General features: G+C 73.9%; 27 protein-coding genes. 13 read left to right on the plus strand and 14 right to left on the minus strand.

Annotated features, from left to right (window positions below; genetic code table 11):
- Window positions 1-53: 53 nt before the first annotated feature.
- The 3 genes from WCD74_RS05315 to WCD74_RS05325 are packed head-to-tail and all read right to left on the minus strand — an operon-like array spanning window position 54 to window position 3,596.
- Window positions 54-911, minus strand: coding sequence for a MaoC/PaaZ C-terminal domain-containing protein (locus tag WCD74_RS05315; protein WP_337693796.1), 858 nt, complete (start codon window positions 909-911; stop codon window positions 54-56).
- Window positions 911-2,293, minus strand: a complete 1,383-nt coding sequence (locus tag WCD74_RS05320; protein ID WP_337693797.1) for a 3-oxoacyl-ACP reductase — start codon at window positions 2,291-2,293, stop codon at window positions 911-913. Before WCD74_RS05320 ends, WCD74_RS05315 begins: the two co-directional genes overlap by 1 nt.
- Window positions 2,294-2,306: 13 nt before the next feature.
- Complete coding sequence (locus tag WCD74_RS05325) at window positions 2,307-3,596, minus strand: acetyl-CoA C-acetyltransferase (protein ID WP_337693798.1); 1,290 nt, start codon at window positions 3,594-3,596, stop codon at window positions 2,307-2,309.
- A gap of 57 nt (window positions 3,597-3,653) precedes the next feature.
- Here WCD74_RS05325 and WCD74_RS05330 point away from each other — a divergent pair, with 57 nt between their 5' ends.
- The 6 genes from WCD74_RS05330 (at window position 3,654) to WCD74_RS05355 (ending at window position 9,837) form a co-directional block, all read left to right on the plus strand.
- Window positions 3,654-4,403, plus strand: a complete 750-nt coding sequence (locus WCD74_RS05330) for a TetR family transcriptional regulator (RefSeq protein ID WP_337693799.1) — start codon at window positions 3,654-3,656, stop codon at window positions 4,401-4,403.
- A 96-nt stretch (window positions 4,404-4,499) separates the two neighbouring features.
- A complete protein-coding gene (locus WCD74_RS05335; protein WP_337693800.1) occupies window positions 4,500-6,527 on the plus strand; it encodes an acyl-CoA dehydrogenase family protein in 2,028 nt (675 codons plus the stop codon).
- Between the two features lie 153 nt (window positions 6,528-6,680).
- Window positions 6,681-7,142 (plus strand): DUF4190 domain-containing protein, encoded by a 462-nt coding sequence (locus WCD74_RS05340; protein WP_337693801.1) that lies wholly within the window; start codon window positions 6,681-6,683, stop codon window positions 7,140-7,142.
- A gap of 413 nt (window positions 7,143-7,555) precedes the next feature.
- Window positions 7,556-8,659, plus strand: coding sequence for a TerC family protein (locus WCD74_RS05345; protein WP_337693802.1), 1,104 nt, complete (start codon window positions 7,556-7,558; stop codon window positions 8,657-8,659).
- Between the two features lie 95 nt (window positions 8,660-8,754).
- Window positions 8,755-9,228 carry a DUF309 domain-containing protein gene (locus tag WCD74_RS05350; protein WP_337693803.1) on the plus strand — a complete coding sequence of 158 codons (474 nt, stop codon included), beginning with the start codon at window positions 8,755-8,757 and terminating at the stop codon, window positions 9,226-9,228.
- 69 nt (window positions 9,229-9,297) lie between these two features.
- Window positions 9,298-9,837, plus strand: coding sequence for a type 1 glutamine amidotransferase domain-containing protein (locus WCD74_RS05355; RefSeq protein ID WP_337693804.1), 540 nt, complete (start codon window positions 9,298-9,300; stop codon window positions 9,835-9,837).
- Here WCD74_RS05355 and WCD74_RS05360 read toward each other — a convergent pair.
- Window positions 9,834-10,445: a TIGR03086 family metal-binding protein gene (locus WCD74_RS05360; protein WP_337693805.1), complete on the minus strand. Its 612-nt coding sequence runs from the start codon at window positions 10,443-10,445 to the stop codon at window positions 9,834-9,836. The two genes, WCD74_RS05355 and WCD74_RS05360, sit on opposite strands and share 4 nt — an antisense overlap.
- Window positions 10,446-10,532: 87 nt before the next feature.
- Between WCD74_RS05360 and WCD74_RS05365 the strand changes: the two genes are divergently transcribed.
- The 5 genes from WCD74_RS05365 to WCD74_RS05385 all read left to right on the plus strand — a co-directional run bounded on the left by WCD74_RS05365 (window position 10,533) and on the right by WCD74_RS05385 (window position 15,148).
- The gene (locus WCD74_RS05365; protein WP_337693806.1) at window positions 10,533-11,543 is read left to right on the plus strand and encodes a helix-turn-helix transcriptional regulator; all 1,011 of its coding nucleotides are present in this window, start codon (window positions 10,533-10,535) and stop codon (window positions 11,541-11,543) included.
- Window positions 11,544-11,550: 7 nt separating this feature from the next.
- Window positions 11,551-12,897 (plus strand): lyase family protein, encoded by a 1,347-nt coding sequence (locus WCD74_RS05370; protein WP_337693807.1) that lies wholly within the window; start codon window positions 11,551-11,553, stop codon window positions 12,895-12,897.
- Complete coding sequence (pcaC, locus tag WCD74_RS05375; protein WP_337693808.1) at window positions 12,894-13,295, plus strand: 4-carboxymuconolactone decarboxylase; 402 nt, start codon at window positions 12,894-12,896, stop codon at window positions 13,293-13,295. The genes WCD74_RS05370 and pcaC overlap by 4 nt, the downstream gene beginning before the upstream one ends.
- A 60-nt stretch (window positions 13,296-13,355) precedes the next feature.
- Complete coding sequence (locus WCD74_RS05380; RefSeq protein WP_337693809.1) at window positions 13,356-13,997, plus strand: hypothetical protein; 642 nt, start codon at window positions 13,356-13,358, stop codon at window positions 13,995-13,997.
- 86 nt (window positions 13,998-14,083) lie between these two features.
- Window positions 14,084-15,148 carry a DUF1275 family protein gene (locus WCD74_RS05385; RefSeq protein ID WP_337693810.1) on the plus strand — a complete coding sequence of 355 codons (1,065 nt, stop codon included), beginning with the start codon at window positions 14,084-14,086 and terminating at the stop codon, window positions 15,146-15,148.
- A 68-nt stretch (window positions 15,149-15,216) separates the two neighbouring features.
- Here the strand turns inward: WCD74_RS05385 and WCD74_RS05390 are convergent, their stop codons facing one another.
- Entirely contained in the window at window positions 15,217-16,038 is an 822-nt protein-coding gene (locus tag WCD74_RS05390; protein WP_337693811.1) for a YceI family protein, read from the minus strand.
- Entirely contained in the window at window positions 16,035-16,988 is a 954-nt protein-coding gene (locus tag WCD74_RS05395; protein WP_337693812.1) for an MSCRAMM family protein, read from the minus strand. The genes WCD74_RS05390 and WCD74_RS05395 overlap by 4 nt, the downstream gene beginning before the upstream one ends.
- Before the next feature lie 231 nt (window positions 16,989-17,219).
- On the opposite strand from WCD74_RS05395, the gene WCD74_RS05400 reads away from it, so the two are divergent.
- On the plus strand, window positions 17,220-18,521 hold the full coding sequence (locus tag WCD74_RS05400; RefSeq protein WP_337693813.1) for an acyl-CoA dehydrogenase family protein: 1,302 nt from the start codon (window positions 17,220-17,222) through the stop codon (window positions 18,519-18,521).
- On the opposite strand, the gene WCD74_RS05405 is transcribed toward WCD74_RS05400, so the two are convergent.
- Complete coding sequence (locus WCD74_RS05405; RefSeq protein WP_337693814.1) at window positions 18,514-19,422, minus strand: LysR family transcriptional regulator; 909 nt, start codon at window positions 19,420-19,422, stop codon at window positions 18,514-18,516. The genes WCD74_RS05400 and WCD74_RS05405 overlap by 8 nt on opposite strands.
- 71 nt (window positions 19,423-19,493) lie before the next feature.
- Between WCD74_RS05405 and WCD74_RS05410 the strand changes: the two genes are divergently transcribed.
- Complete coding sequence (locus WCD74_RS05410) at window positions 19,494-20,654, plus strand: TDT family transporter (protein ID WP_337693815.1); 1,161 nt, start codon at window positions 19,494-19,496, stop codon at window positions 20,652-20,654.
- 12 nt (window positions 20,655-20,666) lie between these two features.
- On the opposite strand, the gene WCD74_RS05415 is transcribed toward WCD74_RS05410, so the two are convergent.
- The 7 genes from WCD74_RS05415 to WCD74_RS05445 all read right to left on the minus strand — a co-directional run bounded on the left by WCD74_RS05415 (window position 20,667) and on the right by WCD74_RS05445 (window position 24,303).
- Complete coding sequence (locus WCD74_RS05415) at window positions 20,667-21,062, minus strand: type II toxin-antitoxin system VapC family toxin (RefSeq protein WP_337693816.1); 396 nt, start codon at window positions 21,060-21,062, stop codon at window positions 20,667-20,669.
- Entirely contained in the window at window positions 21,062-21,331 is a 270-nt protein-coding gene (locus WCD74_RS05420; protein WP_337693817.1) for a type II toxin-antitoxin system Phd/YefM family antitoxin, read from the minus strand. The genes WCD74_RS05415 and WCD74_RS05420 overlap by 1 nt, the downstream gene beginning before the upstream one ends.
- A 34-nt stretch (window positions 21,332-21,365) precedes the next feature.
- The gene (locus WCD74_RS05425; protein ID WP_337693818.1) at window positions 21,366-21,683 is read right to left on the minus strand and encodes a DUF202 domain-containing protein; all 318 of its coding nucleotides are present in this window, start codon (window positions 21,681-21,683) and stop codon (window positions 21,366-21,368) included.
- A complete protein-coding gene (locus WCD74_RS05430) occupies window positions 21,680-22,057 on the minus strand; it encodes a YidH family protein (RefSeq protein ID WP_337693819.1) in 378 nt (125 codons plus the stop codon). Before WCD74_RS05430 ends, WCD74_RS05425 begins: the two co-directional genes overlap by 4 nt.
- Before the next feature lie 59 nt (window positions 22,058-22,116).
- Window positions 22,117-22,692, minus strand: a complete 576-nt coding sequence (locus tag WCD74_RS05435; RefSeq protein WP_337693820.1) for a DUF305 domain-containing protein — start codon at window positions 22,690-22,692, stop codon at window positions 22,117-22,119.
- A 92-nt stretch (window positions 22,693-22,784) separates the two neighbouring features.
- Entirely contained in the window at window positions 22,785-23,201 is a 417-nt protein-coding gene (locus WCD74_RS05440) for a DUF6153 family protein (RefSeq protein WP_337693821.1), read from the minus strand.
- Window positions 23,202-23,244: 43 nt separating this feature from the next.
- Window positions 23,245-24,303: a sulfite oxidase gene (locus WCD74_RS05445; RefSeq protein ID WP_337693822.1), complete on the minus strand. Its 1,059-nt coding sequence runs from the start codon at window positions 24,301-24,303 to the stop codon at window positions 23,245-23,247.
- Between the last annotated feature and the right edge of the window lie 147 nt (window positions 24,304-24,450).

Raw genomic sequence — 24,450 nt, forward strand, 5'->3', positions numbered from 1 at the left:
GAACCCTCGGGCGCTCGGACGGCCCGGGGGTTCCCCTCGCGCGAGGACGCCGGTCAGGCCGCGGGACGCACCGTCAGCAGGACGTGGTCCTTGCCCTTCGCGGATCGCAACGCGGCGTCCCAGCCGTCCTTCGTGGCGGCGGTGTACAGGAAGGCCCTCGACGGGGTCCGCAGCGGCGAGCGGAAGACCGCGTCCACCGTGACGGCCTCGTCGACCCGCCCGGACAGGGCGGCGAGGACCCGCGCCTTGGTCCACATGCCGTGCGCGATCGTGCCCGGCATCCCGAACGCCTTCGCGGCGAGCGAGTTGACGTGGATCGGGTTCACGTCGCCGGACACCGCGGCGTAGCGGCGGCCGATGTCGCCGGGGACCTTCCACACCGCGTGCGGCCGGTCGCCGACGTGGGGCTCCGGTTCGGGCGGGGCGGTGTCCTCGGCCTCCTCCGCGGACGCGCCGCGCACGAAGTAGGTCGACCGCGAGTGCCAGGTCGACCCGCCGTCGGGCGTGCCGACGGTGGAGACCAGGTCCACCTGGGCGCCCTTCGGGTGCGCCACCAGCCGCTCGGCGTGCACCCGGACCACCAGCGGCTCGCCGACGGTGAGCGGGCGCTGCTGGGTGATGACGTTGCGCAGGTGCACCATGCCCGGGGCGGGCAGCGGGAACTCGCGGTCGGTCATCAGCCGCATCTGCAGCGGGAACGCGAGCATGTGCGGGTAGGTGATCGGCAGCTCGCCGCCGACCCGGAACCCGCAGACGTGCGCGTAGTCCGCCACCGCGTCCGCGTCGATCGTCGCGTTGACGAGCTCGAGCGTGCGGTCGGGCAGGGAGTCACCGCCCGAGCGTGCCGTGAGCAGCGCGCGGCCGTAGAGCACCCCGAGGGTGGGGGCACGGTCCAGCGTCTCGGTCCCCACTACGCCCCCAGGTAGTTCTGGCCGTCGACGCGCAGCACCTGGCCGTTGATCGCGTAGGACGCGCCCTGGGCGAACCAGGCGATCGTCTCGGCGACGTCGACCGGCAGGCCGCCCTGGGTCAACGACGACAGCCGCCGGCCCGCCTCGCGGGTGCCGACCGGCATCGCGGCGGTCATGGCGGTCTCGATGAAGCCGGGTGCGACGGCGTTGATGGTCGCGTCCTTGGCGGCCAGCAGCGGGGCCGTGGCCTCGACCAGACCGATGACGCCGGCCTTCGAGGCGCCGTAGGAGGTCTGGCCGCGGTTGCCCGCGATGCCCGCCATCGAGGAGACGGTGACGATGCGCCCGCCGCGGTGGAACCCGTCGTCGTCACCCGAGGCGATCAGCACGTCGTTGATCGCGAGCTGCGAGTTCAGGTTGACGTCGATGACCGAGTTCCACCGGTCGACGTCCTGGTTCGCGAGCAGCTTGTCGCGGGTGATCCCGGCGTTGTGCACGACGATGTCGACCCCGCCGTGGCGGCGGCAGTGCTCCAGGATCGCCTCGCCGGCGCCGTCGGAGGTGATGTCGAGCTGCAGCGCGGTGCCGCCGACGTCGTTCGCGGTGTGGGCGAGCGCGTCGCCCGCCGACGGCACGTCGACCGCGACGACCGTCGCGCCGTCCCGCGCGAGGGTCTGCGCCACCGTGCGGCCGATGCCGCGGGCCGCCCCGGTGACGACCGCGACCTTCCCGCGCACCGGGTGGTCCCAGTCGGTCCCGGCGGACGACCCGGCGTAGCCCGGCACCGTGCCCACGTCGAGGCGCTGGCCGTCGACGAAGGCTGACCGGCTCGACAGGAAGAAGCGCAGCGTCGACTCGAGGTCGTTCTCCGCGCCGTCCGCGACGTGGATCAGGTTGACCGTGGCGCCGTAGCGGGCCTCCTTGGCCGCCGACCGGACCAGGCCCTCGAGGGACCGGCGTGCGGCGCGCACGGCGGGGCGCTCGGCCTCGACCGGCACGTCGCCGATCACGAGGATGCGCCCGGACGCACCGACCCGGCGCATGCACGGGGTGAGGAACTGCTGGATCGCGGCGAGGTCCCGGGGGCTGGAGAGCCCCGTGGCGTCCACGACCGCGGCGGCGACCTTGGACGACGACGAGCCGCCGCCGATCGGGGCGGCCGGGTCCTCGTGGACCTCGACGCCCGCGTCGGCGAGCACGGCCCGGACGACCTTCGCGACCCGCCCGTGCGCGGTCGCGGTGCCCAGCAGCGCGGCGCCGGAGAGCAGCGGCTGCCCCGGTTCCCAGCGGCGCAGCACCGGCACCGGGGGGAGCCCGACGTTGCCGGCGATCGCCCTGCCGACGCCCGAGTTGACGAAGTCGGAGTACCAGTCGTGCGACATTGCCCGGTCCTTCCTAGGCCTCGAGGATGGCGACGACGCCCTGGCCGCCGGCCGCGCAGATGGAGATGAGCCCGCGACCCCCGCCGTTGGCGTGGAGCGTCTTCGCGAGGGTGGGGACGATCCGGGCGCCGGTCGCGGCGAACGGGTGCCCGGCCGCGAGCGAGCTGCCGTGGACGTTGAGCTTGGAGCGGTCGATCGAGCCGAGCGGCGCGTCGAGGCCCAGGCGCTCCTTGCAGAACTGCGGGCTCTCCCACGCGGCGAGCGTGGCGAGCACGGTCGACGCGAAGGCCTCGTGGATCTCGTAGAAGTCGAAGTCCTGCAGCGTGAGGCCGTTGCGCTCGAGCATCCGCGGCACCGCGTAGGCGGGGGCCATGAGCAGGCCCTCGTCGCCGTGGACGTAGTCCACGGCCGCGGTCTCGGCGTCCACGAGGTGCGCGAGGACCGGCAGCCCGCGCTCGGCGGCCCACTCGTCGCTGGCCAGCAGGACCGTGGCCGCGCCGTCGGTCAGCGGGGTCGAGTTCCCCGCCGTCATGGTGGCCTCGGTCTTGTCCCCGCCGGCCGGGAAGAAGACCGGCTTGAGCTTGCCGAGCTTCTCGACGGTCGAGTCGGCGCGCAGGTTGTTGTCCTTCGTGACGCCGAGGAACGGCGTCATGAGGTCGTCGAAGAACCCGGCGTCGTAGGCCTTCGCGAGGTTCTGGTGCGACAGCGCGGTGAGCTCGTCCTGCGCGGTCCGCTCGATGCCCCAGTGCGCGGCGGTGATCGCGGCGTGCTCGCCCATCGCCATGCCGGTGCGCGGCTCCCGGTTGGCCGGGATCTCCGGGACGATCTGGCCGGGCCGCAGCCCGGCGAGGGCCTTGACGACGCCGGCGGTCGACTTCGCGCGGTTGGCCTGCAGGAGGACCTCGCGCAGGTCGTCGTTCACCGCGATCGGGGCGTCGGAGGTGGTGTCGACACCGCCCGCGACGCCGACCTCGATCTGGCCGAGCGCGATCTTGTTGGCGACCAGGATCGCGGCCTCGAGGCCGGTCCCGCACGCCTGCTGCACGTCGTAGGTCGGCGTCGCGGCCGACAGCCGGGAGCCGAGGACGGCCTCGCGGGTGAGGTTGAAGTCGCGGCTGTGCTTGAGGACGGCGCCGGCGACGACCTCCCCCATCCGCTCCTCGGTCAGCCCGAAGCGGGCGACGAGCCCGTCGAGCGCCGCGGTGAGCATGTCCTGGTTCGAGGCGCGGGCATAGGCTCCGTTGGAGCGGGCGAAGGGGATGCGGTTGGCGCCGACGACCGCCGCGCGACGGGGGCTGGCCATGGGTTCCTCCAGGGGACTGGGCTTCGTTACCCGAAAGTAGCAGGTACCGTGGGTGCCGTGAGTCGTCGTTCGCATCGTCACGAGGACGAGGGGCAGGGGCGGGGCAGTCGCCGACCCTCGTCGGCCGACGGTGCTGCCGGTGGTGAGGGGAGCACTGCCCCTCCGCCGCGCCGCGACAAACGTTCCAGCCGGTGGGACGAGCACCGGCGCGCCCGGCGCACGGAACTGACGCTCGCCACGATCGTCGCGATCCGCCAGTTCGGGCCCGACGTGGGCATGAGCCAGGTCGCGGCGCAGGCGCGGACGTCGAAGACGGTCGTGTACCGCCACTTCGCGGACAAGTTCGACCTCTACCAGGCGGTGTGCGAGCGCGTGGGCGCCGTGATCGTCGGGCAGGTCGCCGAGGCGATGCGGACGGCCGGGCGGCCGGAGCAGATGCTCCGCGAGGGCATCGACGCCTACCTCACGCTGATCGAGCGCGACCCGGACATCTACCGCTACGTGATGCGCCCGCCGGGCTCGGAGCGCGCGGTCGGGCCCGGCGAGGGCGACTTCGTGGGCGACCTCACTTCCTACATCGGCGACCACGTCGGCGGGATCATCTCCACCGAGCTGCACCGCCAGGGCCGCGATCCGGCCCCCTCGGTGACATGGGGGCACGCGGTCGTCGGGATGGTGCGCTCGGTCGGTGACCACTGGCTGACCTCGCGGCCCGAGGTCGCGCGCGAGGTGATCACCGAGGAGATCGCCGACCTGGCGTGGGGCGGCCTCGACCGCACCGTGAACGCCTCCGCCGCGTCCGCCTGATCCGGTGACGCCGCACACCGTGCGGTCACGGCCCACGGCGGCGGGGTACAACGGGATCCAGCGTTATTACTCGTCGGTAACTACAGGAGGCCCCCGATGGCCGCTCCGCTGTCCGTTCCCCCGTCCCCGTCCGACGTCTCGCCCGCGGTGGTGGACGTCGTCCGCCACGCCCTGGACGGGCGGTGGGCGTGGCTGCGGGACGAGATCCGCGCCCGTGACGACTTCGCGGCGCTGCGCGTCGAGCCGGGCACCGACACCGAGACCTACCGCGCCCGGGTGTGGGACATGCTCGGTCGGCTGGCGGCCGACGGGCACGCCGTGCACGGCTTCCCGACGGCGGTCGGCGGCCGCGGCGACATCGGCGGCTCGGTCGTCTCCTTCGAGATGCTCGCCTTCGCCGACCTGTCGCTGCAGGTCAAGAGCGGGGTGCAGTGGGGGCTCTTCGGCGGTGCGATCCAGGCCCTGGGCAACGCCGAGCAGCACGCCCGCTACCTGCCCGCGGTGATGGACCTGTCGCTGCCGGGCTGCTTCGGGATGACCGAGACCGGCCACGGCTCGGACGTGCAGTCCGTGCACACGACCGCGACGTACGACCCGGCGTCGCAGGAGTTCGTCGTCGACACCCCCACGGAGTCCGCGCGCAAGGACTACATCGGCAACGCCGCGCGCGACGGCCGGATGGCCGTGGTGTTCGTCCAGCTGTGGTCCGCGCCGGAGGGCGAGGCGCCGACCCGCCACGGGGTGCACGCCGTCCTGGTGCCGCTGCGCGACGACGACGGTCGCGTGCTGCCCGGGGTCGAGATCACCGACGACGGCCACAAGGAGGGTCTGAACGGCGTCGACAACGGGCGGCTGGCCTTCCACGGCGTCCGCGTGCCGCGCGAGAACCTGCTCGACCGCTACGGCACGGTTGCGGCCGACGGCACGTACTCGAGCTCCATCGACAGCGAGAACCGGCGCTTCTTCACGATGCTGGGCGCGCTGGTCCGGGGGCGCATCAGCGTCTCCGGTTCGGCGGTCGGTGCGGCGCAGCTGGCTCTGACGATCGCGATCCGCTACGGCGAGGCCCGGCGGCAGTTCGCGGCGCCGGGCGGCGACGGCGAGATCGCGATCCTCGACTACCTGGCCCACCAGCGGAAGCTGCTCCCGCTGCTCGCGCGCACGTACGCGCTGCGGTTCGCCCAGAACGAGCTCGTCGAGATGCTGCACGACATCCAGACCGAGCGGGAGGCCGGTGGCTCGGTCGACGAGAAGCGCCAGCGCGAGCTCGAGTCCCGCGCGGCCGGCATCAAGGCGCTCTCGACGTGGAACGCGACCCAGGTCATCCAGGTCTGCCGCGAGGCCTGCGGCGGCCAGGGCTACCTCTCGGAGAACCGCCTCGGCACGCTGCGCACCGACACCGACGTGTTCACCACCTTCGAGGGCGACAACACCGTCCTGCTCCAGCTGGTGGCGAAGGGCCTGATCTCGGGCTACGCCGACGACTTCGGTCACCTGGACACGCTCGGCACGATCCGCTTCGTCGCCGACCAGGTCCTCGACACCGTCGCCGAGCGCACGTCGCTGCACGCGCTGGCCGAGCGGCTGCGCGGCGCGGCGACCGGGGGCGACGACGAGGAGGTGCTGGACTCCTCCTGGCAGATCAAGCTGCTCGACGACCGCGAGGAGCACACGCTCGACTCGCTGGTCCGTCGCCTGCGGCCCGCCCGCGGCAAGGGCGTGACGCCGGACCGTGCGTTCGACATCTTCAACCGGGCCCAGGACCACCTGCTCCACGCCGCCCGCACGCACCTCGACGGCCTCGTCCTGGACGCGTTCAACCGGGCGTGCGAGCGCGAGACCGACCCGACGGCGAAGCAGCTCATGCGGTCGGTGTGCGACCTCTACGCCCTGTCGGTCATCGAGGACGACAAGGGGTGGTTCCTCGAGCACGGCCGGATCTCCGCCGCCCGGTCGAAGGCGATCACCGCCGAGATCAACAAGCTGTGCCGGACGCTGCGGCCGCACGCGCGGACGCTGATCGACGCGTTCGGGATCCCGGAGCACTGGATCGGCGCGCCGATCGCCACCGGTGAGGAGACCCGCCGTCAGGACGAGGCGATGGCGCACGCCGACTCGCTGTAGCTCCGGGCCGCTCCGGCCGGTCCATCGCGAGGACGACTGGGCCGGATGGCTCGGACGGGTGGTCCCGGTGGGCCCCCGTCGGGCGGGAACGGTGTGAATCAGGCGTGGCCGGGTAGAAGGTGGGCACCCATCCGACGTGAGAGGACGCCCGACGTGACCGACCCCTACGGCCAGTGGGACTCCGGCGCCCAGGTGATGCCGCCGAAGCCCAAGAACGGGATGGGCACCGCCGCGCTGGTGTTCGGCATCCTCGCCCTGATCACCTGCTGGGTGCCGGTGGTCGGCCTGGTGCTCGGCCTGCTCGCGATCATCTTCGGTGTCATCGGACGCGGCCGGGTCCGCCGCCAGCAGGCCACGAACGGTGGCGTCGCCTTGACCGGACTCTGGCTCGGTGTGATCAGCTTCGTCCTGAACATCATCGCGACGGTGGTCCTGGGCGGGCTGTTCCTCGCCTTCCTCGGGATCGGCGGGGGTGCGACGCTGCAGCAGTACCAGGACTGCGTCGCGAACGCCCCGAACGCGGGCACGCCCGCCCAGGTCCAGGAGGCCTTCGCGCAGTGCCAGCAGCAGTTCAGCTCGCAGCTGCCGAACCTCGGCGGCGGCGAGGGCCAGTAGCTCCCACGCACGTCGACGGGCCCCGGCACCTGGTGGTGCCGGGGCCCGTCGTGTGTCTGGGGTCCGAGCCGGACGATGAGCCGCCTCGCGGCGCGTGGCACACCAGGGCTTCAGCCGAACGATCGTCCCTGGCGGCTCTTATTATTGAGACCCGGGGGCACATGGCGCCCGGCCCGGACACCCGATCCAACCACGACCCGGGACCCGATGTTCCCGGGCCGGACGAGAAATCTCGGCGCCCGGCGTTCCGGTCGGCCCTCCCCGATCGGTGAGGCGTGCAGGTGCGCGCAGGCGGGGGAGCGGGGACAGTTCCCCTCGACGGGTGGCGTGGCGGGCCTCACGGGGTAAAGGGAACTCAAAAGCTTCCCCATCACGTTGGATGAGGGAACTGACTGTGGCCGGAGGAGGCTGAGGTGACCGTCCCGCTTTGGGTCTGGGCTGCGACGGTCGGCGGGATCGCCGTCCTCGTGGCCATCGACATCTGGCACGCGCGCTCACCGCACGAGGTGAGCTTCCGCGAGGCCACCCTGTGGTCGGTCATCTACATCGTCGTGGCCCTGGTCTTCGGCGCCGGCCTGTGGTTCTTCATGGGCGCGCAGTCCGGCATTGAGTACATCTCGGGCTGGCTGGTCGAGAAGAGCCTGTCGGTCGACAACCTCTTCATCTTCGCGGTGATCCTCGCGCAGTTCGCGGTGCCCAAGCGTCACCAGCAGAAGGTGCTGCTGTGGGGCGTCATCGGTGCGCTGGTGATGCGCGCGATCTTCATCCTCATCGGCGCCGCCGTCATCAACGCGTTCAGCTTCGCGTTCGTGATCTTCGGGGCGTTCCTCGTCTACACCGCGATCGGCCTGATCCGGTCGCACGGCGAGGAGCCGAAGGACATGAGCGACAACGTCGCCGTGCGGCTGACACGGCGGTTCGTCACGGTCCACGAGGAGGACACCAAGCCGGGCGACAAGCACGACGGCCAGCTCTGGCGCAAGGTCGGCGGCAAGCTCGGCGTCACGCCGCTGTTCATCACGGTCGCGGTGATCCTCTCGGTCGACCTCGTGTTCGCGCTCGACTCCATCCCGGCGATCTTCGGGATCACGCAGAACTCCTACATCGTCTTCACGGCGAACGCGTTCGCGCTGCTCGGTCTGCGCGCCCTGTACTTCCTGCTGGTCGGCCTGCTGGAGCGGCTGGTCCACCTGTCCTACGGGCTGGCCTTCATCCTCGCCTTCATCGGCGTGAAGCTGGTCCTGCACTGGCTGCACGTCGACATCAACCCGGCGATCCCCGAGGTGCCGACGTGGCTCTCGCTGATCGTCATCGTGGTGACGCTGACGGTCGTGACGATCACCAGCCTCTACTCCACCCGCGGGCTGCCGCCGAAGTCCTCCGAGCAGTCGGAGGAGTCGTCGGACTCCCCGGAGTCCGGGCGGTCCGAGGGCACGACGGAGACCGGGACCTCGGCGGACGGGACCTCGGCGGACGCCGGCGCGGACCTCCCGGCGGACGCCTCCCGGCGCACCTGACGCCACCGACCCACGACCGGGCCGTTCGTCACGCATCACCGTGACGGACGGCCCGCTCGTGTCTCCCCCACCGTCCGGCGTGCCACGGTGGAGGCATGACTGCGAGGGACCGGGACGACGCGGGACGCGCCCGCAACGCACGGCCGCGCGACGCGTCCGGACGACCCCTCCCGCCGGGTGCGGCGGGGGTCGAGCGGGTCGACGAGGACGTGGTCCTCCCGCCGGGCGAGTCGCTCGCGGAGGCGCAGCGCCTGCTCGACGGCGGGTTCCCCTTCCACGCCCACGAGGTGCTGGAGGGGGCGTGGAAATCCGGTCCGGACGACGAGCGCGCCCTCTGGCAGGGGCTCGCCCAGCTCGCGGTGGGGCTGACGCACGCGCAGCGCGACAACCGCCGGGGCGCGGTGTCGCTGCTGCGGCGCGGGGCCGGCAACGTCGTCACGGGGGCGTCCGTGGCCGGCCGCCACGGCGTCGACGCGGAGGGTGTCGTGGCGTGGGCGCAGTCCCGCGCGGACGCCATCGAGGCGGGCGGGGACCTCGTCGCCGGGACGCCCCCACGCCTGGTCCGCTGACCCGTTTCCGGTCCGGCGCGCTCCGGGCACCCGCCGCCGCACATGCTCGAGCGACGATGGAGGAGCCTGATGGCGAACGAACTCTCCGGCAAGCGGATCGCGGTCCTCGCGGCCAGCGGCGTGGAGCAGGTCGAGCTGGAGCAGCCGCGCCGGGTGGCCGAGGACGCGGGTGCGACGACCACGCTGGTCTCGGTGGACACCGGCGAGATCCAGGCGATGAACTCGGACATCAACCCGGCCGACACGTTCTCGGTGGACCGGGCGATCGCTGACGTCTCCGCCGACGACTTCGACGCCCTGATCCTGCCCGGCGGCACCTGCAACCCGGACACGTTGCGCCAGAACGGCGACGTGATCTCCTTCGTGCAGGCGATCGCGGCCGCCGGCAAGCCGATCGCCGCGATCTGCCACGCCCCGTGGACCCTCGTCGAGGCCGACCTGGTGCGCGGCAAGCGGCTCACGTCCTTCCCCAGCCTGCGCACCGACATCCGGAACGCGGGCGGCACGGTGGTCGACGAGGAGGTCGTCGTCGACCAGGGGCTGATCACCAGCCGCAACCCGCACGACCTGGACGCGTTCTGCTCGGCGATCCTGAAGGAGTTCGCCTAGGAGACACGCTCCGGGGCCGTGAACGAGGGCTCGCGGCCCAGCCACCCCACGAGCCGGGCATAGGGCCCGGCGTCGTCGGTGGTGGCGACGGGCGGCCCGAACGGGATCGGGCCGCCCCGCGGCTCGGCGGGCAGCACGCGGCGCGCGGTCTCCTCGACCGCCTCGGCGAGGACCGGGTCGAGCCCCTCGGTGCGCCCGGTGGCCACGGCGAGGTCCCACGCGTGGACCGTGAGCTCCTGGACGTACCCGAACGCGGCGAAGCGGCCCGGCATCGCGCCCCAGGGCACCGTCAGCTCCCGGTCCAGCACGGAGTCGTCCGCACCGTCGAGACCCCACACGCGGTCGACCTCTGCGCGGGCCCGGGCCACCTCGTCGGCGTGCGCGCCCACCGGCACCGAGAGATTCGGGTCGACGTCGGCGAAGTGACCGCCCGCCCCGACGTGGGCGACGCGGCGGTGGACCCCGACGAGGTGGTCGAGAAGGGCGCGGACGTCCCAGTCGGCGCACGGCGTCGGCCGGGCGAGGGCGTCCGGACCGGTGGCGGCCACGAGGTCGCCGATCTGGTCGAGTGCGCGGGTGAGCAGCGGGCGGGGGTCGGGAGCGGACATCGGGGGCCTCCTCGGTTCGGGAACTGCGGGCAGCGTGCACCCCCATACCGGACACCCGCTGTCGGGTTTTCCTGACATCCTCGACGCGTGCGCTCGGACCGACTCCTCGCGATGCTGCTGCTCCTGCAGACGCACGGCCGCCTGCCCGCGCCGGAGATCGCCCGGCGTCTCGAGGTCTCCACGCGCACGGTGCAGCGTGACGTCGAGGCCCTGTCGTCGGCCGGCGTGCCGGTGTACTGCGAGCGGGGCCGCCTGGGCGGGGTGGCGCTGCTCGAGGGCTATCGCACGGACGTGACCGGCATGACCGACGACGAGCTGCGGGCCCTCGTCGCCCTCGGGACGTCCGCGGACGGGGGCGCGCTGGGGCCGGCCCTGGCCTCGGCGTCGCGCAAGCTGCTGGCCGCCCTCCCGGACGCGCGCAGAGACGACGTCGACCGGGCGCGCCGGCGCCTGCTCGTCGAGCACCAGGGGTGGCGCCGGGCCCCGGAGGACCTCCCCGCGCTGCCCGCGCTCGACGCCGCCCTGGTCGCCGACGAACGCGTCCGCCTGCACTACGCCACCGGCGACGCGGAGGTCGCGACGTGGCGCACGGTCGACCCGTACGGCCTCGTCAGCAAGGCCGGCACCTGGTACCTGGTCGCCGCGCACCGGGGACGGCCGAAGATGTACCGCGTCAGCCGGGTGCGGGACGTGGAGCGCACCGGGACCCCGGCCCGCCGTCCGGACGACCGCGACCTGGCCGAGGTGTGGGGCGAGCTGCGCGACCGCCTGCAGGAGCCGACCGACGAGGTGGAGGTCCGGCTCCTCGTCGACCCCGCCTGGGCGCCGACACTGCGCCGGGTGCCGCTCGCGGTGCTGGCCGGCCCGTGGCGGCAGGAGGGCGCCGCGCCGGACGGCCGGGAGCTCCTGGTCGCGCCCTTCCGCTCGGTCATCGCCGCCCGGGCCGGGCTGCTGGGCTACGGCGAGGCGGTCGAGGTGCTGGAGCCCGCGGCGCTGCGCGCGGAGATCGCGGCGGCGGCCGCCCGCGTCGTGGCGATGTACGCCGGCTTCCCGTCAGCGGAAGCACCCTCGCGGGCCGGTCCGGGACGCGCGGGATGATGCGGCCGTGACCGGACCGGGCCTGTTCGACGAGATCCTCGCGCGCGGCGCGACCCGGGAGGCCGTGTCGGACCCGGCCTGGCTCGCGGCCCTGCTCGAGGTCGAGGCGGCGCTCGCGCTCGCGTCGGCCGACGCGGGGGTGCTCGACGATGCGGTCGCCGGGACGATCGCGGCCGCCTGCGCGCCGGACCGGGTCGACGCCGCGGCGCTCGCCGTGGACGCCGCCGCGTCCGGGAACCCGGTCGTGCCGCTGGTCGCGGGGCTCCGCGCCGCTCTGCGTTCCGACGGCGCGGACGACGCGGCCGCGGCCGTGCACCGCGGCGCCACCAGCCAGGACGTGCTGGACACGGCCGCGATGCTCGTCGCCCGGCGGGCGGTCGGGGCCGTGGCTGCCGACCTCGCCGCGGCCGCCGGGTCCGCCGCCGCGCTCGCCGCCGCCCACCGGGACACGCCCGCCGCCGGCCGGACGTTGCTGCAGCAGGCCGCCCCGGTGACCGTCGGCCTGCGGGCCGCCGGGTGGGCTGCCGGCCTGGACGGCGCGGTGGCCGCCCTGCGGCGGTGGCGGCCGGCGGTGCAGCTCGGCGGGGCGGTCGGGACGCTCGCGGCGTTCGCCGGCCACGGCGTCGCCGTCCGCGCCGCGCTCGCCCGGCGGTTGGACCTCGACGAGCCGACCCTCGCGTGGCACACCGAGCGCGGCCGGGTCGCCGAGCTCGCCGGGGTGCTCGGCCGGGCCGGCGCGGCCGTCGGGTCGGTGGCGACGGACCTGGTGCTGCTCGCGCAGACCGAGGTCGGTGAGGTGCGGGAGGACGTGCCCGGCCGCGGCGGGTCGTCGACGCTGCCGCACAAGCGCAACCCCGTGGGCGCCGTGTCGGCGCGGGCCGCCTCGGTCGCCGCGCCGGGCCTGGTGGCGTCCGTGCTCACGGCCGCGTCCGGCCACGAGTACGAGCGCGCCGCCGGACCCTGGCACGCCGAGTGGGCGCCGCTGCGCGAGCTGATCCGGACGACGGGATCGGGCGCGGCGTGGCTCGCGGACTCCCTGGCGAACCTCGTGGTGGAGCCGGGCGCGGTCCGGGCCGCGCTCGACGTCACGAACGGTCTGCTGCTCGCCGAGAACGTCACCACCGCGCTGCGGGGACGGGTGCCGGACCCGAAGACCCTGGTCACCGACGCCGCGTCGGCGGCCCTCGACCGGGGCCGCCCGTTCGCGGAGGTGCTCGCCGAGGCCCTGGAGGGCACCGACGTCACCCGCGCGGAGATCGACGCCGCGCTCGACCCCGCGGCCCACACCGGCGAGTCGGCGGCCCTCGTCGACGCGTTCCTGGCCGCACGATCCGCAACGGAGGACACCCCGTGAGTGCAGAACTCGACCCCGCCGGGCTCGCGACCCGCCGGGAGGTCCTCGGCGACGAGCACGTCGACCGGGCGATCGCGAACACCGACGGGACCACCGAGGAGTTCCAGGCGTTCATCACCCGCTACGCCTGGGACGGCATCTGGAACCGGCCGGGCCTGGACCGCCGGCAGCGCAGCATCGTCACCCTGTCCGTGCTCGCGGCACTGCACCACGACGGCGAGCTGGCGATGCACGTCCGCGCGGCGGTGCGCAACGGGCTGACCCGGGAGGAGATCCGCGAGGTCCTGCTCCAGGTCGGGGTGTACGCCGGGGTCCCGGCCGCGAACCGGGCGTTCGCCGTGGCGCAGCGGGTGCTCGCCGAGATCGGGGACGTCCCGGAGTCCGACGCCCGGTCCTGACGCGGGGGCGAGGCCGACCCCGATACCGTGGGCGGTCACGGCGTGGTCGAGGGGACGAGGGTGCGGGGACTTCTGGCGCGGGTCGCGGTGGCGGCGGCCCTGGTGGTGCTCGCCGCGGGCTGCTCGTCGGACGACACGCTCGCGACGCCCCCGATCCCGACGTTCCCCGGTCCGGGCGCCGCGGCGCCGACCTCGGCCCCGCCGTCGCGCTCGACCCTGGTGCCGACCGACTGCAACCAGATCCTGTCCAAGGACGACCTGCCGAACCTCCTGGGCCTCCCGCTGGGGACCGTCGACGTCCGGTCGCTGCGCGACGTGGCCGCCCCGTCCGTCGGGCGCCTCGAGCGGGTCACGTGCACGTACACCTCGACCGGCGGCGCGGGCGCCGCACCCCAGGGCCAGCAGGTGCTCCGGCTCCTGACCAGCGGCTACAGCACCCCGGACCAGGCGCTCGCGCAGGTGGCGGTGAACAACCAGGTGCTGCAGGGCCAGGGGGTCGCCCCGGTCGCCACCCCGATCGGGGCCGCGCAGGGGACCTTCTTCGCCGACCCGGACGGCCCGATCCTCGTCGTCGCCTACCGGCAGGTGACCGTCAGCCTGACGCTGACCCGCGGCGGCGGGATGTCGACCGACCAGCAGCGCTCGCTGCTCGTCGACCTGGCCCAGCGGGTGCTGCCCGTCCTGGTGCCGTCCGGCTCCTGACCCCGCTCGGTTGCGCGCTACTCCATGACGATACTCACGGTCCCGGGTAACACGGTGTTCAAGAACGATCCGGATGCTCGGGAGGCGTGACCGGATTCGACCATCCCGAACGCCGTCCCGGCCTGCTCTCCGCGGTGACGGTCGTGCTCACGGCCGCGGCCGGGGCCATCGACGTCGTGACGTTCTTCGCCTTCAACCAGGTCTTCGCGTCCACGATGACCGGCAACCTGGTGCTGCTCGGTCTCGGCATCGGCCAGGGTGACTGGTTCCAGTCGCTGGACAACGTCGTCGCGATCACGGGCTACTGCTCCGGGCTCGTCGTCGGGACCCTCGTCTGCGGGGTCGCGATGCGGCGGCTGCCCTGGCGCAACGCGGTGGGGGTCGCGCTGACCGTGGAGCTCGCGCTGCTCGTGGTGCTGGGCGCGTACTGGTACGGCGTCGACGACGAGTCCGCGCCCGGGGAGGTGCGGGTGGTGGTGCTCGTGCTGGGCGCCGGGCTCGCGATGGGGATCCAGGCGGCGGCGATGCGCTACATCGGGCCCGCCGGCACCCCGACGAGCTTCCTGTCCGGCACGGTGACGAACTGGGTCTCGAGCCTCGTCGAGCTGCACAAGCCGTTCTCGTGGAACTGGAACTCGCCGTTGCGCATCGGGATCATCGTCGTGGCGGCGGCCGGGAACGCCGTGGTCCAGGCCGAGTTCCCGGCGTTGGCCTTCGCCGTGCCGGTGCTCCTCGTCGCGGTCGCGATCGTGCTGATGGCCCTCGTGACCCGCGCCAACCACGGCGGGTTGACGGCGGGCGAGCCCGAGTTCGCGCCGGACCCGCGCACCGAGGTCCCCGACGCCGCCGCGACCGAGGACTCCGACACCGCCCTGGACGGCATCGGCCGCCTCTCCGGCCGCGTGATCGACCCGGACGGCGCGCCCAGCCCGGCGGCGGTGACGCTGGTCGACATGGAGGGCCGGCAGGTCGGGCGGGCCCACACCGACCCGGACGGCACCTTCGACGTGGCCCCGCCCGAGGCGGGCGAGTTCGTGCTGATCTGCACGCCGCACCGGATGGGCGGCGGCGCGGCCCGGCCGCGAGCCGTGGTGATCTCCGTCGACGGCCACCCCGTGTCGCACGACGTGGTGCTGGACCCGACCTCGTAGACCCGAGTGCTGCATCCGGCAGGTTCCCGGGCCTCGGACGCTGCCGGGTGTCGCACTCGACGCGGGGGTCAGCCCGGAGCCCGGACCGCCTCGATGTCGATCTCGATCCGGAGCGTGCGGCCGATCGCGAAGATGCCCGCGATCACCGACTGGTTCCACGAGATGTCGAAGTCGTCGCGCGAGAGCTGGGTGGTGGCGGAGAACCCGGCGCGCTCGCCGCCCCACAGGTCGGGGCCGGCGCCGTGGTAGACGACGTCCAGGGCGACCCGGTTGCGGACGCCCTTGAGCGCGAGGTCGCCGATCATCGTCCAGTGGTCCGGGGTGTGCCGCACGATCTCGGTCGAGGTGAAGCCGATGTCGGTGAAGCGCAGCACGTCCAGGAAGTCCGGCGACCGCAGGTGCTCGTCGCGGCGCTCGTCGTCGGTCTCGACGCTGCCCGACTCGATGGCCGCGACCACGTGGGTGTCCTCGAGCGTCGGGCCCATGTCGATGTGCCCGGTGAAGCGACGCAGCCGACCGTGGACCTTCGTGATGCCGAGGTGGAACGCCGAGGCGGCGATGCGCGAGTGCACCGGGTCGATGTCCCAGCGCCCCGGTGCGGGCAGCTCCAGCGCACCGGTGCGGGTGAGCACGACGCGGCCGAGGTCGCCCGCGCCGGGACCGGCCACGGGGCGCGCCGACGGCGTGTGCCCGACCGCCGAGGTGATGACCGTGCACGGACCGGCGGGCAGGTCGTCCATCACGAACCGGCCGTCGTCCGCGACCCCGGTGCCGCCGATCTGCTGACCGGCGGCGTCGATCACGGTGACGACGGCGAACGGGACCGGCCAGCCGTCACTGGTGACGGCGATCCCGCGGACGCGCTGCACCCCGGCCTGCGTGGCGGTCACCGCCGCCCGCCGTCGGCGTCGAACCCGCGGCGATCGGCGGGTCCGTCGGCGCTCGTCGAGTGCCGGCCGTTGTGCCCGTTGGTGTAGGCCCCGGCCGGCACCGCGTCGGCGCCGAAGTCGTCGGAGAACGAGCGGGTGCCGTCGGTCCAGTCGTCGACGGGGCCGAGGGCCGGCGGCGTCAGGGTCAGGGTGACCTCCGTCGGGCGCCCGGTGCCGACCTCGATCTCGCTGGCCACCGGCGCGTAGCCGCTGGCGGTGATCGTGTACGTGCCCGGGGCGACCTCGGGGAAGTCGAACGAGCCGTCCTGGCCGGTCACGGCGGCCCCGACGACGTTGCCGTCCGCGCCGACCAGCGTGGCCAGGGCCTCGGCGACCGGGCGACCACCGGAGGCCGAGCGCACCACGCCGGACAGGCGCAGCTGGCTGACCAGGGCGATGTCGCGGGTGACCCGGCCCTCGCCGGGGACCTGCACGGTCTCGGCGACCGGCGTGGTGTCCGGGGCAGCGGCGGTGAGCGTGTAGGTGCCCTCGTCGAGATCGGCGAAGCGGTACCCGCCGTCGGCGTCGGAGCGGGCGACCGCCACGACCGTGCCGCGCACGTCGGTCAGGGTCAGCACGACGCCCGCGGTCCCGACCAGCCCGCCGTCCCGCGACGCGCCGACGGTGCCCACGAGGGAGGCGCCGCCGCCGGACAGCGACACGTCGTGGCGCAGCGGCCGGTCCGACACCGCCACCAGCGACGCCTTCGGCTGGTGGGTGGACGACGAGCAGATGACGAGGTACGTCCCGCCGGTCGACGGGGTGAGGCGGTAGTCGCCGGACTCGTCGGTGGTGGTGCGGTCGAGCTGGTCGCCCGCGAGGTCGCACAGCGTCAGCGCCGCCCCGGGGAGCGGCCCGCCGTCCCCGCGCGTGATCCGTCCGAAGATCATGATCGGCTGCTGTCCGTCCACCGTCGCACTCCTCAACGCTGCGTCTCCCGGGCGCCCCGACCGCGCTGCGCGCGGCCGCCCCGCCCAACTGTCCCGAAGGCCGTCGGCACCAGCCACACGGATCCCCGAGGACCACCGAGATTTCACTTTCATCGTACAAGCATCTAGCGGAGGACGCCCGGCGTGATCACCGATGGTGTGGACCACGCGCCCGCGTGGCGCAGGGGCGGGCGTCGGAGCACGCTGGTCGACATGGCCGTGACGACACCCGGGACCGACGACCGCTCCGCCATCGCCCCCGCGACCGCCGGGGCCCCGACCGGGACGGCGGACCCGTTCGCGGACCTGCCGCGCCCGCACCTCGAGCTGGACCCGGACGCGCCGCACCTGGCGGACTTCTACTCCTACGGCGAGCTGCTGACCGACGACGAGCGCGCGATCCTGCGCCGGCTCCGGGGCTACCTCGCGAGTGACGTGGCCCCCGTCGTCGATGCCGCGTGGGAGGCCGCGGAGTTCCCGGAGCAGTTCCGCCGCGGCTTCGCCGAGCTCGACCTCGCCGGCCTGCCCTACGGCCTCTCGAAACTCTCCGACCAGCCGGCCCGCCGGGTGCTCATGGGCTTCGTGCACGCCGAGATCGCCCGGGTCGACGCCTCGACGAACAGCTTCTTCGGCGTCCAGTCCGGGCTCGCGATGGGCTCGATCGACGCCTGCGGCACCCCGGAGCAGCGGGAGCGCTGGCTGCCGCCCATGGCGCGCCTCGACCTGGTCGGCGCCTTCGGGCTGACCGAGCCGCACGGCGGATCCGACGTCGCGGGCGGCATGGAGACCACGGCGCGCCGCGAGGGCGACGAGTGGGTGATCGACGGCCACAAGCGCTGGATCGGCAACGGCACCTTCGCCGACGTCCTCGTCATCTGGGCCCGCGACGGCGAGGCGGTGCGCGGCTTCGTCGTCGACCGGGACACCCCCGGGGTGAGCACGGCCAAGATCGAGGGCAAGACGGCGCTGCGGATCACCCAGAACGCCGACATCACGCTCGACGGCGTCCGGGTCCCCGAGGACCGCCGGCTCTCCGGCGGGCAGGGCACGTTCGCCGACACCGGCGGCGTGTTGCGGCGCACCCGCGGCAACGCGTCGTGGGCCTGCGTCGGCGTGCAGATGGCCGCCTACGAGCTCGCCCTGACCTACGCACAGCAGCGCGAGCAGTTCGGCCGGCCGATCGCGGGCTTCCAGATGATCCAGGACGCGCTGGTGCAGATGCTGGGCAACACGACGGCCTCCCTCGGCATGGCCGCCCGCAACGCCCAGCTGATCGACGGCGGGGGCGGCTCCGACGCGCACTCGGCGCTGGCCAAGCAGTTCTGTGCCGACCGCATGCGCGAGTCGGTGGCGCTCGGGCGCCAGATCGTCGGCGGCAACGGGACGATCCTCGCCAACGGCATCGCCCGGTACTTCAACGACGCCGAGGCCCTCTACTCCTACGAGGGGACGCGCGAGATGAACACGCTGATCGTCGGGAAGAAGATCACCGGCCACAGCGCGTTCGTCAGGTAGCTCCTTCCCGACGGCGGGACGCGAGGCGGACGAGCTCGGCCGCCGGTCCGGCGAGCGGGCGACCGCGCGGCCAGACCGCGGCCAGCCGCCGGTCCAGCGACGCCCCGGTGACCGGCACGGCGACCAGGGTGCCCGCGGCGAGCTCGGCGGCCACCGCCAGCGAGCTCAGCACGGCGGGCGCCATGTCGTCGGCGACGGCCGCCTTGATCGCGGTCGTCGACGACAGCTCCAGCACGGGCTCGGCGAGCTCCCCCAGGGCGCGCTCGAGGAACGACCGGGTGCCGGACCCCTGCTCGCGGGACACCAGCGGCGTGGCCGCGAGCCGTGCGGCGTCGACGCCGCGGCGCCGGCGGGCCCAGGGGTGGCCGGGAGCGACGACGAGCGTGAGCCGGTCCCGGGCGACCACCTGTGCGTCCAGTTCGTCCGGTACCGCGGGGCCCTCGACGAACCCGACGTCGGCGCGGTCGGCGAGGACGTCGTCCGCGACGTCGGTGGAGTTGTGCGAGGTCAGCGACACCGAGGTGCCCGGCAGCTCCGAGCGCAGCGCCACCAGCCACCGGGGGAGGAGGTACTCGGCGACGGTGAGGCTCGCGGCGACCCGCAGCCGGCTGGCCTGCTCCGCGCGCAGGGAGGCGACGCCGGCCTCCAGGGCCTCCGCCGCGTCCACGGCGACCCGGGCCCAGTCCGCCACGAGCGCGCCGGTCGCGGTGAGTCGGGTCCCGCGGGGTGAGCGCTCCAGCAGGGTCACGCCGAGCGCCCCCTCCAGGGCGCGGATGCGGGCGGAGACCGCCGCCTGCGAGACGCCGTGGGCCGTCGCCGCCCGCCCCATGCTGCCGAGCGCGGCGACCGACAGCAGGACGTCGTAGGGGCCGAGATCGACCACGCGCGGGCTCAGGGGCACAACCGCAGATTGTGACTCGACGAGGTCGGCGCGCCTACTCGACCACCGCTCGGCGGCGCACGCTCGGAACCATGACAGCGATCGACGAGCGTCCGACGACGACCCGCCCGGTCCCCGGGCGCCCGGCCCACCGGCTCGCCCGGTTCGGGCTGCTCCGGGACCTCGAGCGGCCCCGCGACATGGTCGCGAACCTGGGGCCGAACTGGTACTCGTCGATCATGGGCACCGGCATCGTCGGCGGTGCCGCCGCCACGCTGCCGATTCGGTTCCCCGGGCTGCGCGTCTTCGGCACGGTCGTGTGGGGCCTGGCGGCCGTGCTGCTGGTCCTGCTGACCGCGGCGTGGGCCGTGCACTGGATCCGGCACACCGAGACCGCCCGCGGCCACGCGGCGAACCCGGTGATGGGGCAGTTCTGGGGCGCGGTGGCGATGGGCGTCATGACGGTCGGCGCGGGCGCCGGGTCGCTCGGCGGACCGGTGCTCGGGGAGGGCACCGCGGTCGCCGTCGACTGGGTGCTCTGGAGCGTCGGCACGGCGATCGGGCTCGTGACGACGGCGGCGATCCCCTACCTCATGATCACCCGCGGCGAGGTCGCGGCCGACGGAGCCTTCGGGGGCTGGCTGATGCCCGTCGTGCCCCCGATGGTCTCGGCCGCGAACGGCGCGCTGCTCGTCGGGCACCTCCCGGCCGGCACCGGCAAGGAGACGATGCTCCTGGCCTGCTACGCGATGTTCGGGATCAGCCTCTTCGCGACCCTGGCGATCCTCCCGCAGATCTGGAACAAGCTCGTGGTCCACGGCCAGGGGCCGGCCGCGACCGTGCCGACCATGTGGATCGTCCTCGGCCCGCTCGGGCAGTCGGTGACCGCCGCCAATCTCCTCGGCACCCAGGCCCGGGGCGTCCTGCCCGAGCCCTACGCCACCGGCGCCGAGGTGTTCGGCCTGCTCTATGGCGTGCCGACCTGGGGCTTCGCGATGGTGTGGATGGCGCTCGCCGTGGCGGTCACGGTGCGGACCGCGCGGCAGGGGATGCCGTTCGCGCTGACCTGGTGGAGCTTCACGTTCCCCGTCGGCACCTGCGTCACCGGCACCAGCGCCCTCGCCGCCCGCACGCACCTGCCGGCCTTCGCCTGGGGTGCCCTCGCGCTCTACGTCCTGCTGGTCCTCGCGTGGGCCGTGGTCGCGGCCCGGACCGCGCACGGCAGCGTCGTCCGAGGACACCTGTTCGCGTGACGGGACGCGCGCTCAGTCCGGCGCGGCGACGACGAGACCGTGGGCCCGCGCGTGCTCGGCGAGTCGACGGTCGTACGTCACGAATGCCTGCAGGGCCGGCCCCGCGATCACGGTGGCCGTCGCGAGATGGATCGCGTCGAGGCTCCGGAGATGGTCGCCCTGGAGTGCGGCGGCCGTGGCGCGCACGACGTCGTCGACCTCGCAGCGGTGGAGACGTGCCAGCAGGGCCGGGACGGCGCTGAGGGCGCCCGGGGCGGTCCGCCGGAGTGCTCGGGCGAGTTCGACCTCCGCGATGACCGACGTCAGCCACGGCACCGACGTCCGCTCCGAGAGCCAGTCGCCGAGAGCGTCCGACTCCTGTTCCCGGTGCACCAGCTTCACGAGGGCCGCGGTGTCCAGGTAGAGCATCAGTAGCGCTCGTCCTCGCGCTCGGTCTCGAGGAGTGCGCCGACGTCGGTCGAGGAGATCGGACCCGACGGACGGGGGACGGGACCCGCGAGCGTCGGCGGACGGACCCGTCCGGCCGCGATGAGCTCGGCGAGCTCCGGAGGAGCGACGGGCGAGAGGTGGGCGATCACCCGGCCCCGCTCGGTGACTGCAAGATGTTCTCCGGCCTTCACCCGGCCCAGGATGCCGGACGTGTCCTGGTTGAGCGCTCGGACCGGGACCTCGTTCACGCCATCAATGTACTACGCGAGTAGTACCTTCCTCCTAGACGATCAGCGCGATCCCGCTGAGCACCGCCAGCACCGCCACCGACCACCCGAGCAGCGGCACGGCACGCGACGGCGCGAGCGGCACCGGGAGCGGCGAGTGCCGCAGCGCCCGTGTCCGGCGGCGCCCGTAGACCGCGGTCGCGATCGCGATGAGCAGGGCGAGGGAGGCCGGGATCAGTGCGAGCGTCAGCTGGGCCTGCTGGAGCTCCCGGAACGCGAGCAGCGCCGCGTTGCCCGCCACTCCGAGGGAGGTCCGGCTCCAGGCCAGCCCGGTCCGCTCGGCCTGCAACCCGGCGTCGGACGGCGAGGTCACGTCGCTCCGCGCAGCACGATCAGCACCAGTCCGAAGAGCGCGAGCACCACGAGACCGGCGGCGAGCACCCAGGGAACCCGTTGCACGGGCAGGGGACGGTCACGGCGGATGGCGTTCTCCACGCTGCGCCAGCGCAGCACCCCGGAGGCCGCGGCGACCACGGCCAGCGCCGCGAGCAGGCCGCCGGTCACCGGGCGGGCGCCCGGGATGGTGAACGCCGGCACCAGCTGCACCACCGCCACGCCGGCCGCCAGCAGCGACAGCGACGTCCGCAGCCAGGCGAGGAAGGTCCGCTCGTTGGCGAGCGTGAACCGGTAGTCCGGCTCCCGCTCGTCGTCCGGTCCATCGCTGTGGTCCGCTCCGGCCTCCGCCATGGGGTCTCCTCCGCTCGCGTCGCGGCGGAGTCCACCACCTCGGCGGAGGCCGGGCGCGGTCAGCCCTGCCCGAGCAACGTCTGCATCTGCCCGATCTCGGCCTGCTGGGACGTCACGATGTCCGTGGCGAGCGCCCTGGCACCGGAGTCCTGCCCCTGGGCGAGCTCGACCCGGGACATCTCCACCGCCCCGGTGTGGTGCTCGATCATCATGCCGAGCCAGGCCCGGTCGAACGCGGGACCGGCGAGGGTCTGCAGCTGCTGCATCTGCTGCGGGCCCATCATCCCGCTCATCCCGCTCATCGAGCCTCCCGGAGCGACTCCCCAGGTGCTCAGCATCCGGGTCATCTGCTCGATCTCCGGGCCCTGGGCGCCGCTGATCGAGGCCGCCAGCTGCGTGATCTCCGGGGACGCGGATCGGGTCGCGACGAGATCGGACATCATGATCGCCTGCTGGTGGTGCGGGATCATTCCCTGGACGAACGCCACGTCAGCCGCGTTGTGCGAGCCGTCCGCGACAGCACCGGCCGTCGACGCCGGGGGCGCCGCGGCGGGAATTCCCGGGCCGGAGCAGCCCGCGAGGCCGGCGACGAGAGCGGTGGCGGCCACGAGGCCGCCGAGGACACGGTTGTTCACGATGCGAAGGATCCTTCGAACGCACGCCGGAGCACCCGGCGTGTGGTGGGCGTGGGTCGGCGCCACCGCGCAGAGCACGGCGGTGGGTCGGCCTACAGCCGGAGGACCTGCAGCTGAGCCAGGCGCAGAGGGACGCCGGGTGGTGGTGCACGGTCCGTCGGGACCGCCACGGCACGGGACGTGGCTGCCGGGGTCGCCGCGAGGAGCCGGACGGCGAGTCCGAGGACGAGGGCCAGGGCGGCTGCAGCGAGGACCGCCAGGCACGCGTGCAGCAGGTCGGCGACGCCGTGCCCGTCTCCGCCCTGGTGGACGTGCAGCGGCGCCGTCCCGGACGACCCGGTGTCCGTGTCCGCCGCGACGTGAGCCGTCGCGGCTCCGGGCGTCTCGGGCGCCGACCCCCGGTGCTGGTGGGCCCCCACGAGGTGGTGCATCAGGACGAGGGTGAGGGCGAGCAGGAGGAAGGCCGTCCGGATGCACCATCCTCGCCCGCTCGCGCCTCGACCGGTCACGACGGCGACGGTACCCCCGAGGGGTATGTCGGACCGCATCGTCCTACACGCCGTGCAGCCGCAGCCGCGCCCACGAGTTGTTGACGTAGCCCTTCGGGTTCCAGACCTGCTCGGGGCGCTCGGGCTGCAGGGCAGCCGAGGAGTCCCACGCGCGGGCGAGCAGTTCGACGTCGCCCTGCGGTACCTCGACGGATGCGTGCCAGTGCCGCCACGCCCAGGTGCTCGCCTGCTCGGCGAGGTCGGCCTGGGTCCAGGTCGCCCCGCCGTCGGCGGAGACGTCGACGCGGACGACGGTCCGGTCGCCGCCGGCGAACGCGTAGCCGGACACCCGCGTCGGGCCGGCCGGGACCTCCGACCCGTCGTCGGGGGCCAGGAAGTCGCTGTTGACCGCGACCAGGCCCAGCTCGACCCCCTCGCCCGGGGTGGCCGTCACCTCGGCGTCGGGCGGGAGCAGGCGGTAGGTCGAGGCCTGGAAGAAGTTCGACGACGGGGCGTCGGTCACCCGGACGCGGTGCACCCACTTGACGCTGCGGGCCCCGATGTAGCCCGGGACCACCACACGCAGCGGCGCGCCGTGCACCGCGGGCAGCGCCTCGCCGTTCATCGCCCAGGCGAGCAGGACCTCGGGCATGCCGGCCTTGCGCAGCGGCACCGAGCCGCCGAACTCCTGGGGCGGGTCGGCCTGGTCGCTGACGTCCGCGCCGAGGAACTCGACGTCCGTCGCCGCGTCCTGCACACCCGCGGCCGCCAGCACGTCCGCCAGGGCGACCCCGGTCCACGACGCGGTCGCCGTCGCGGTGGGGCCCCAGGGAGCCTCGCCGGGGATGTCCCGCACGGCGGCCAGCCCCTCGCGGCGGTTGCCCGCGCACTGCAGGGTCGCGGTCTCGGTGCGCTCGGCGAAGCGGTCGCGCAGGTCGTCCAGGGACAGCGAGAGCGGGGTCGAGACCAGCCCGTCCACGCGCAGCCGCCAGGTGCGGGCGTCCACGTCGGGGACCGGCCCGTGGTTGCGGCTGTAGAACGCGTCGACCGGGGTCAGTTCGGAGGTGGCCAGGGCCGACCGCGGCGGTTCCGCGTTGAACGGTTCGACCTCATGGACGGTCATGTCCGCGCGTTTGCCGTACAAGGAACCCTCTCGTGACTCACGGTGTCTGCTAGGTCACAAAGTTCGTCCGATGGCGTGGACTCGGACGGAGCGGGGGAACTCTCCGGGCTCGGATCAGCCCTCCACACCCCCCACACAGGCTCGTTT

It is taken from the genome of Actinomycetospora aurantiaca, assembly GCF_037401875.1.
In the GTDB taxonomy this organism is placed as follows: domain Bacteria; phylum Actinomycetota; class Actinomycetes; order Mycobacteriales; family Pseudonocardiaceae; genus Actinomycetospora; species Actinomycetospora aurantiaca.

Excerpts from the sequence above, each read along its gene's own strand:
- WCD74_RS05445 (WP_337693822.1), bottom strand. The coding sequence starts at position 24,303 with ATGACCGTCCATGAGGTCGAACCGTTCAACGCGGAACCGCCGCGGTCG.
- WCD74_RS05355 (WP_337693804.1), top strand. The coding sequence starts at position 9,298 with ATGGCGAACGAACTCTCCGGCAAGCGGATCGCGGTCCTCGCGGCCAGC.
- WCD74_RS05320 (WP_337693797.1), bottom strand. The coding sequence starts at position 2,293 with ATGTCGCACGACTGGTACTCCGACTTCGTCAACTCGGGCGTCGGCAGG.
- WCD74_RS05415 (WP_337693816.1), bottom strand. The coding sequence starts at position 21,062 with ATGCTCTACCTGGACACCGCGGCCCTCGTGAAGCTGGTGCACCGGGAA.
- WCD74_RS05410 (WP_337693815.1), top strand. The coding sequence starts at position 19,494 with ATGACAGCGATCGACGAGCGTCCGACGACGACCCGCCCGGTCCCCGGG.
- WCD74_RS05360 (WP_337693805.1), bottom strand. The coding sequence starts at position 10,445 with ATGTCCGCTCCCGACCCCCGCCCGCTGCTCACCCGCGCACTCGACCAG.
- WCD74_RS05430 (WP_337693819.1), bottom strand. The coding sequence starts at position 22,057 with ATGGCGGAGGCCGGAGCGGACCACAGCGATGGACCGGACGACGAGCGG.
- WCD74_RS05350 (WP_337693803.1), top strand. The coding sequence starts at position 8,755 with ATGACTGCGAGGGACCGGGACGACGCGGGACGCGCCCGCAACGCACGG.
- WCD74_RS05400 (WP_337693813.1), top strand. The coding sequence starts at position 17,220 with ATGGCCGTGACGACACCCGGGACCGACGACCGCTCCGCCATCGCCCCC.
- WCD74_RS05335 (WP_337693800.1), top strand. The coding sequence starts at position 4,500 with ATGGCCGCTCCGCTGTCCGTTCCCCCGTCCCCGTCCGACGTCTCGCCC.
- WCD74_RS05325 (WP_337693798.1), bottom strand. The coding sequence starts at position 3,596 with ATGGCCAGCCCCCGTCGCGCGGCGGTCGTCGGCGCCAACCGCATCCCC.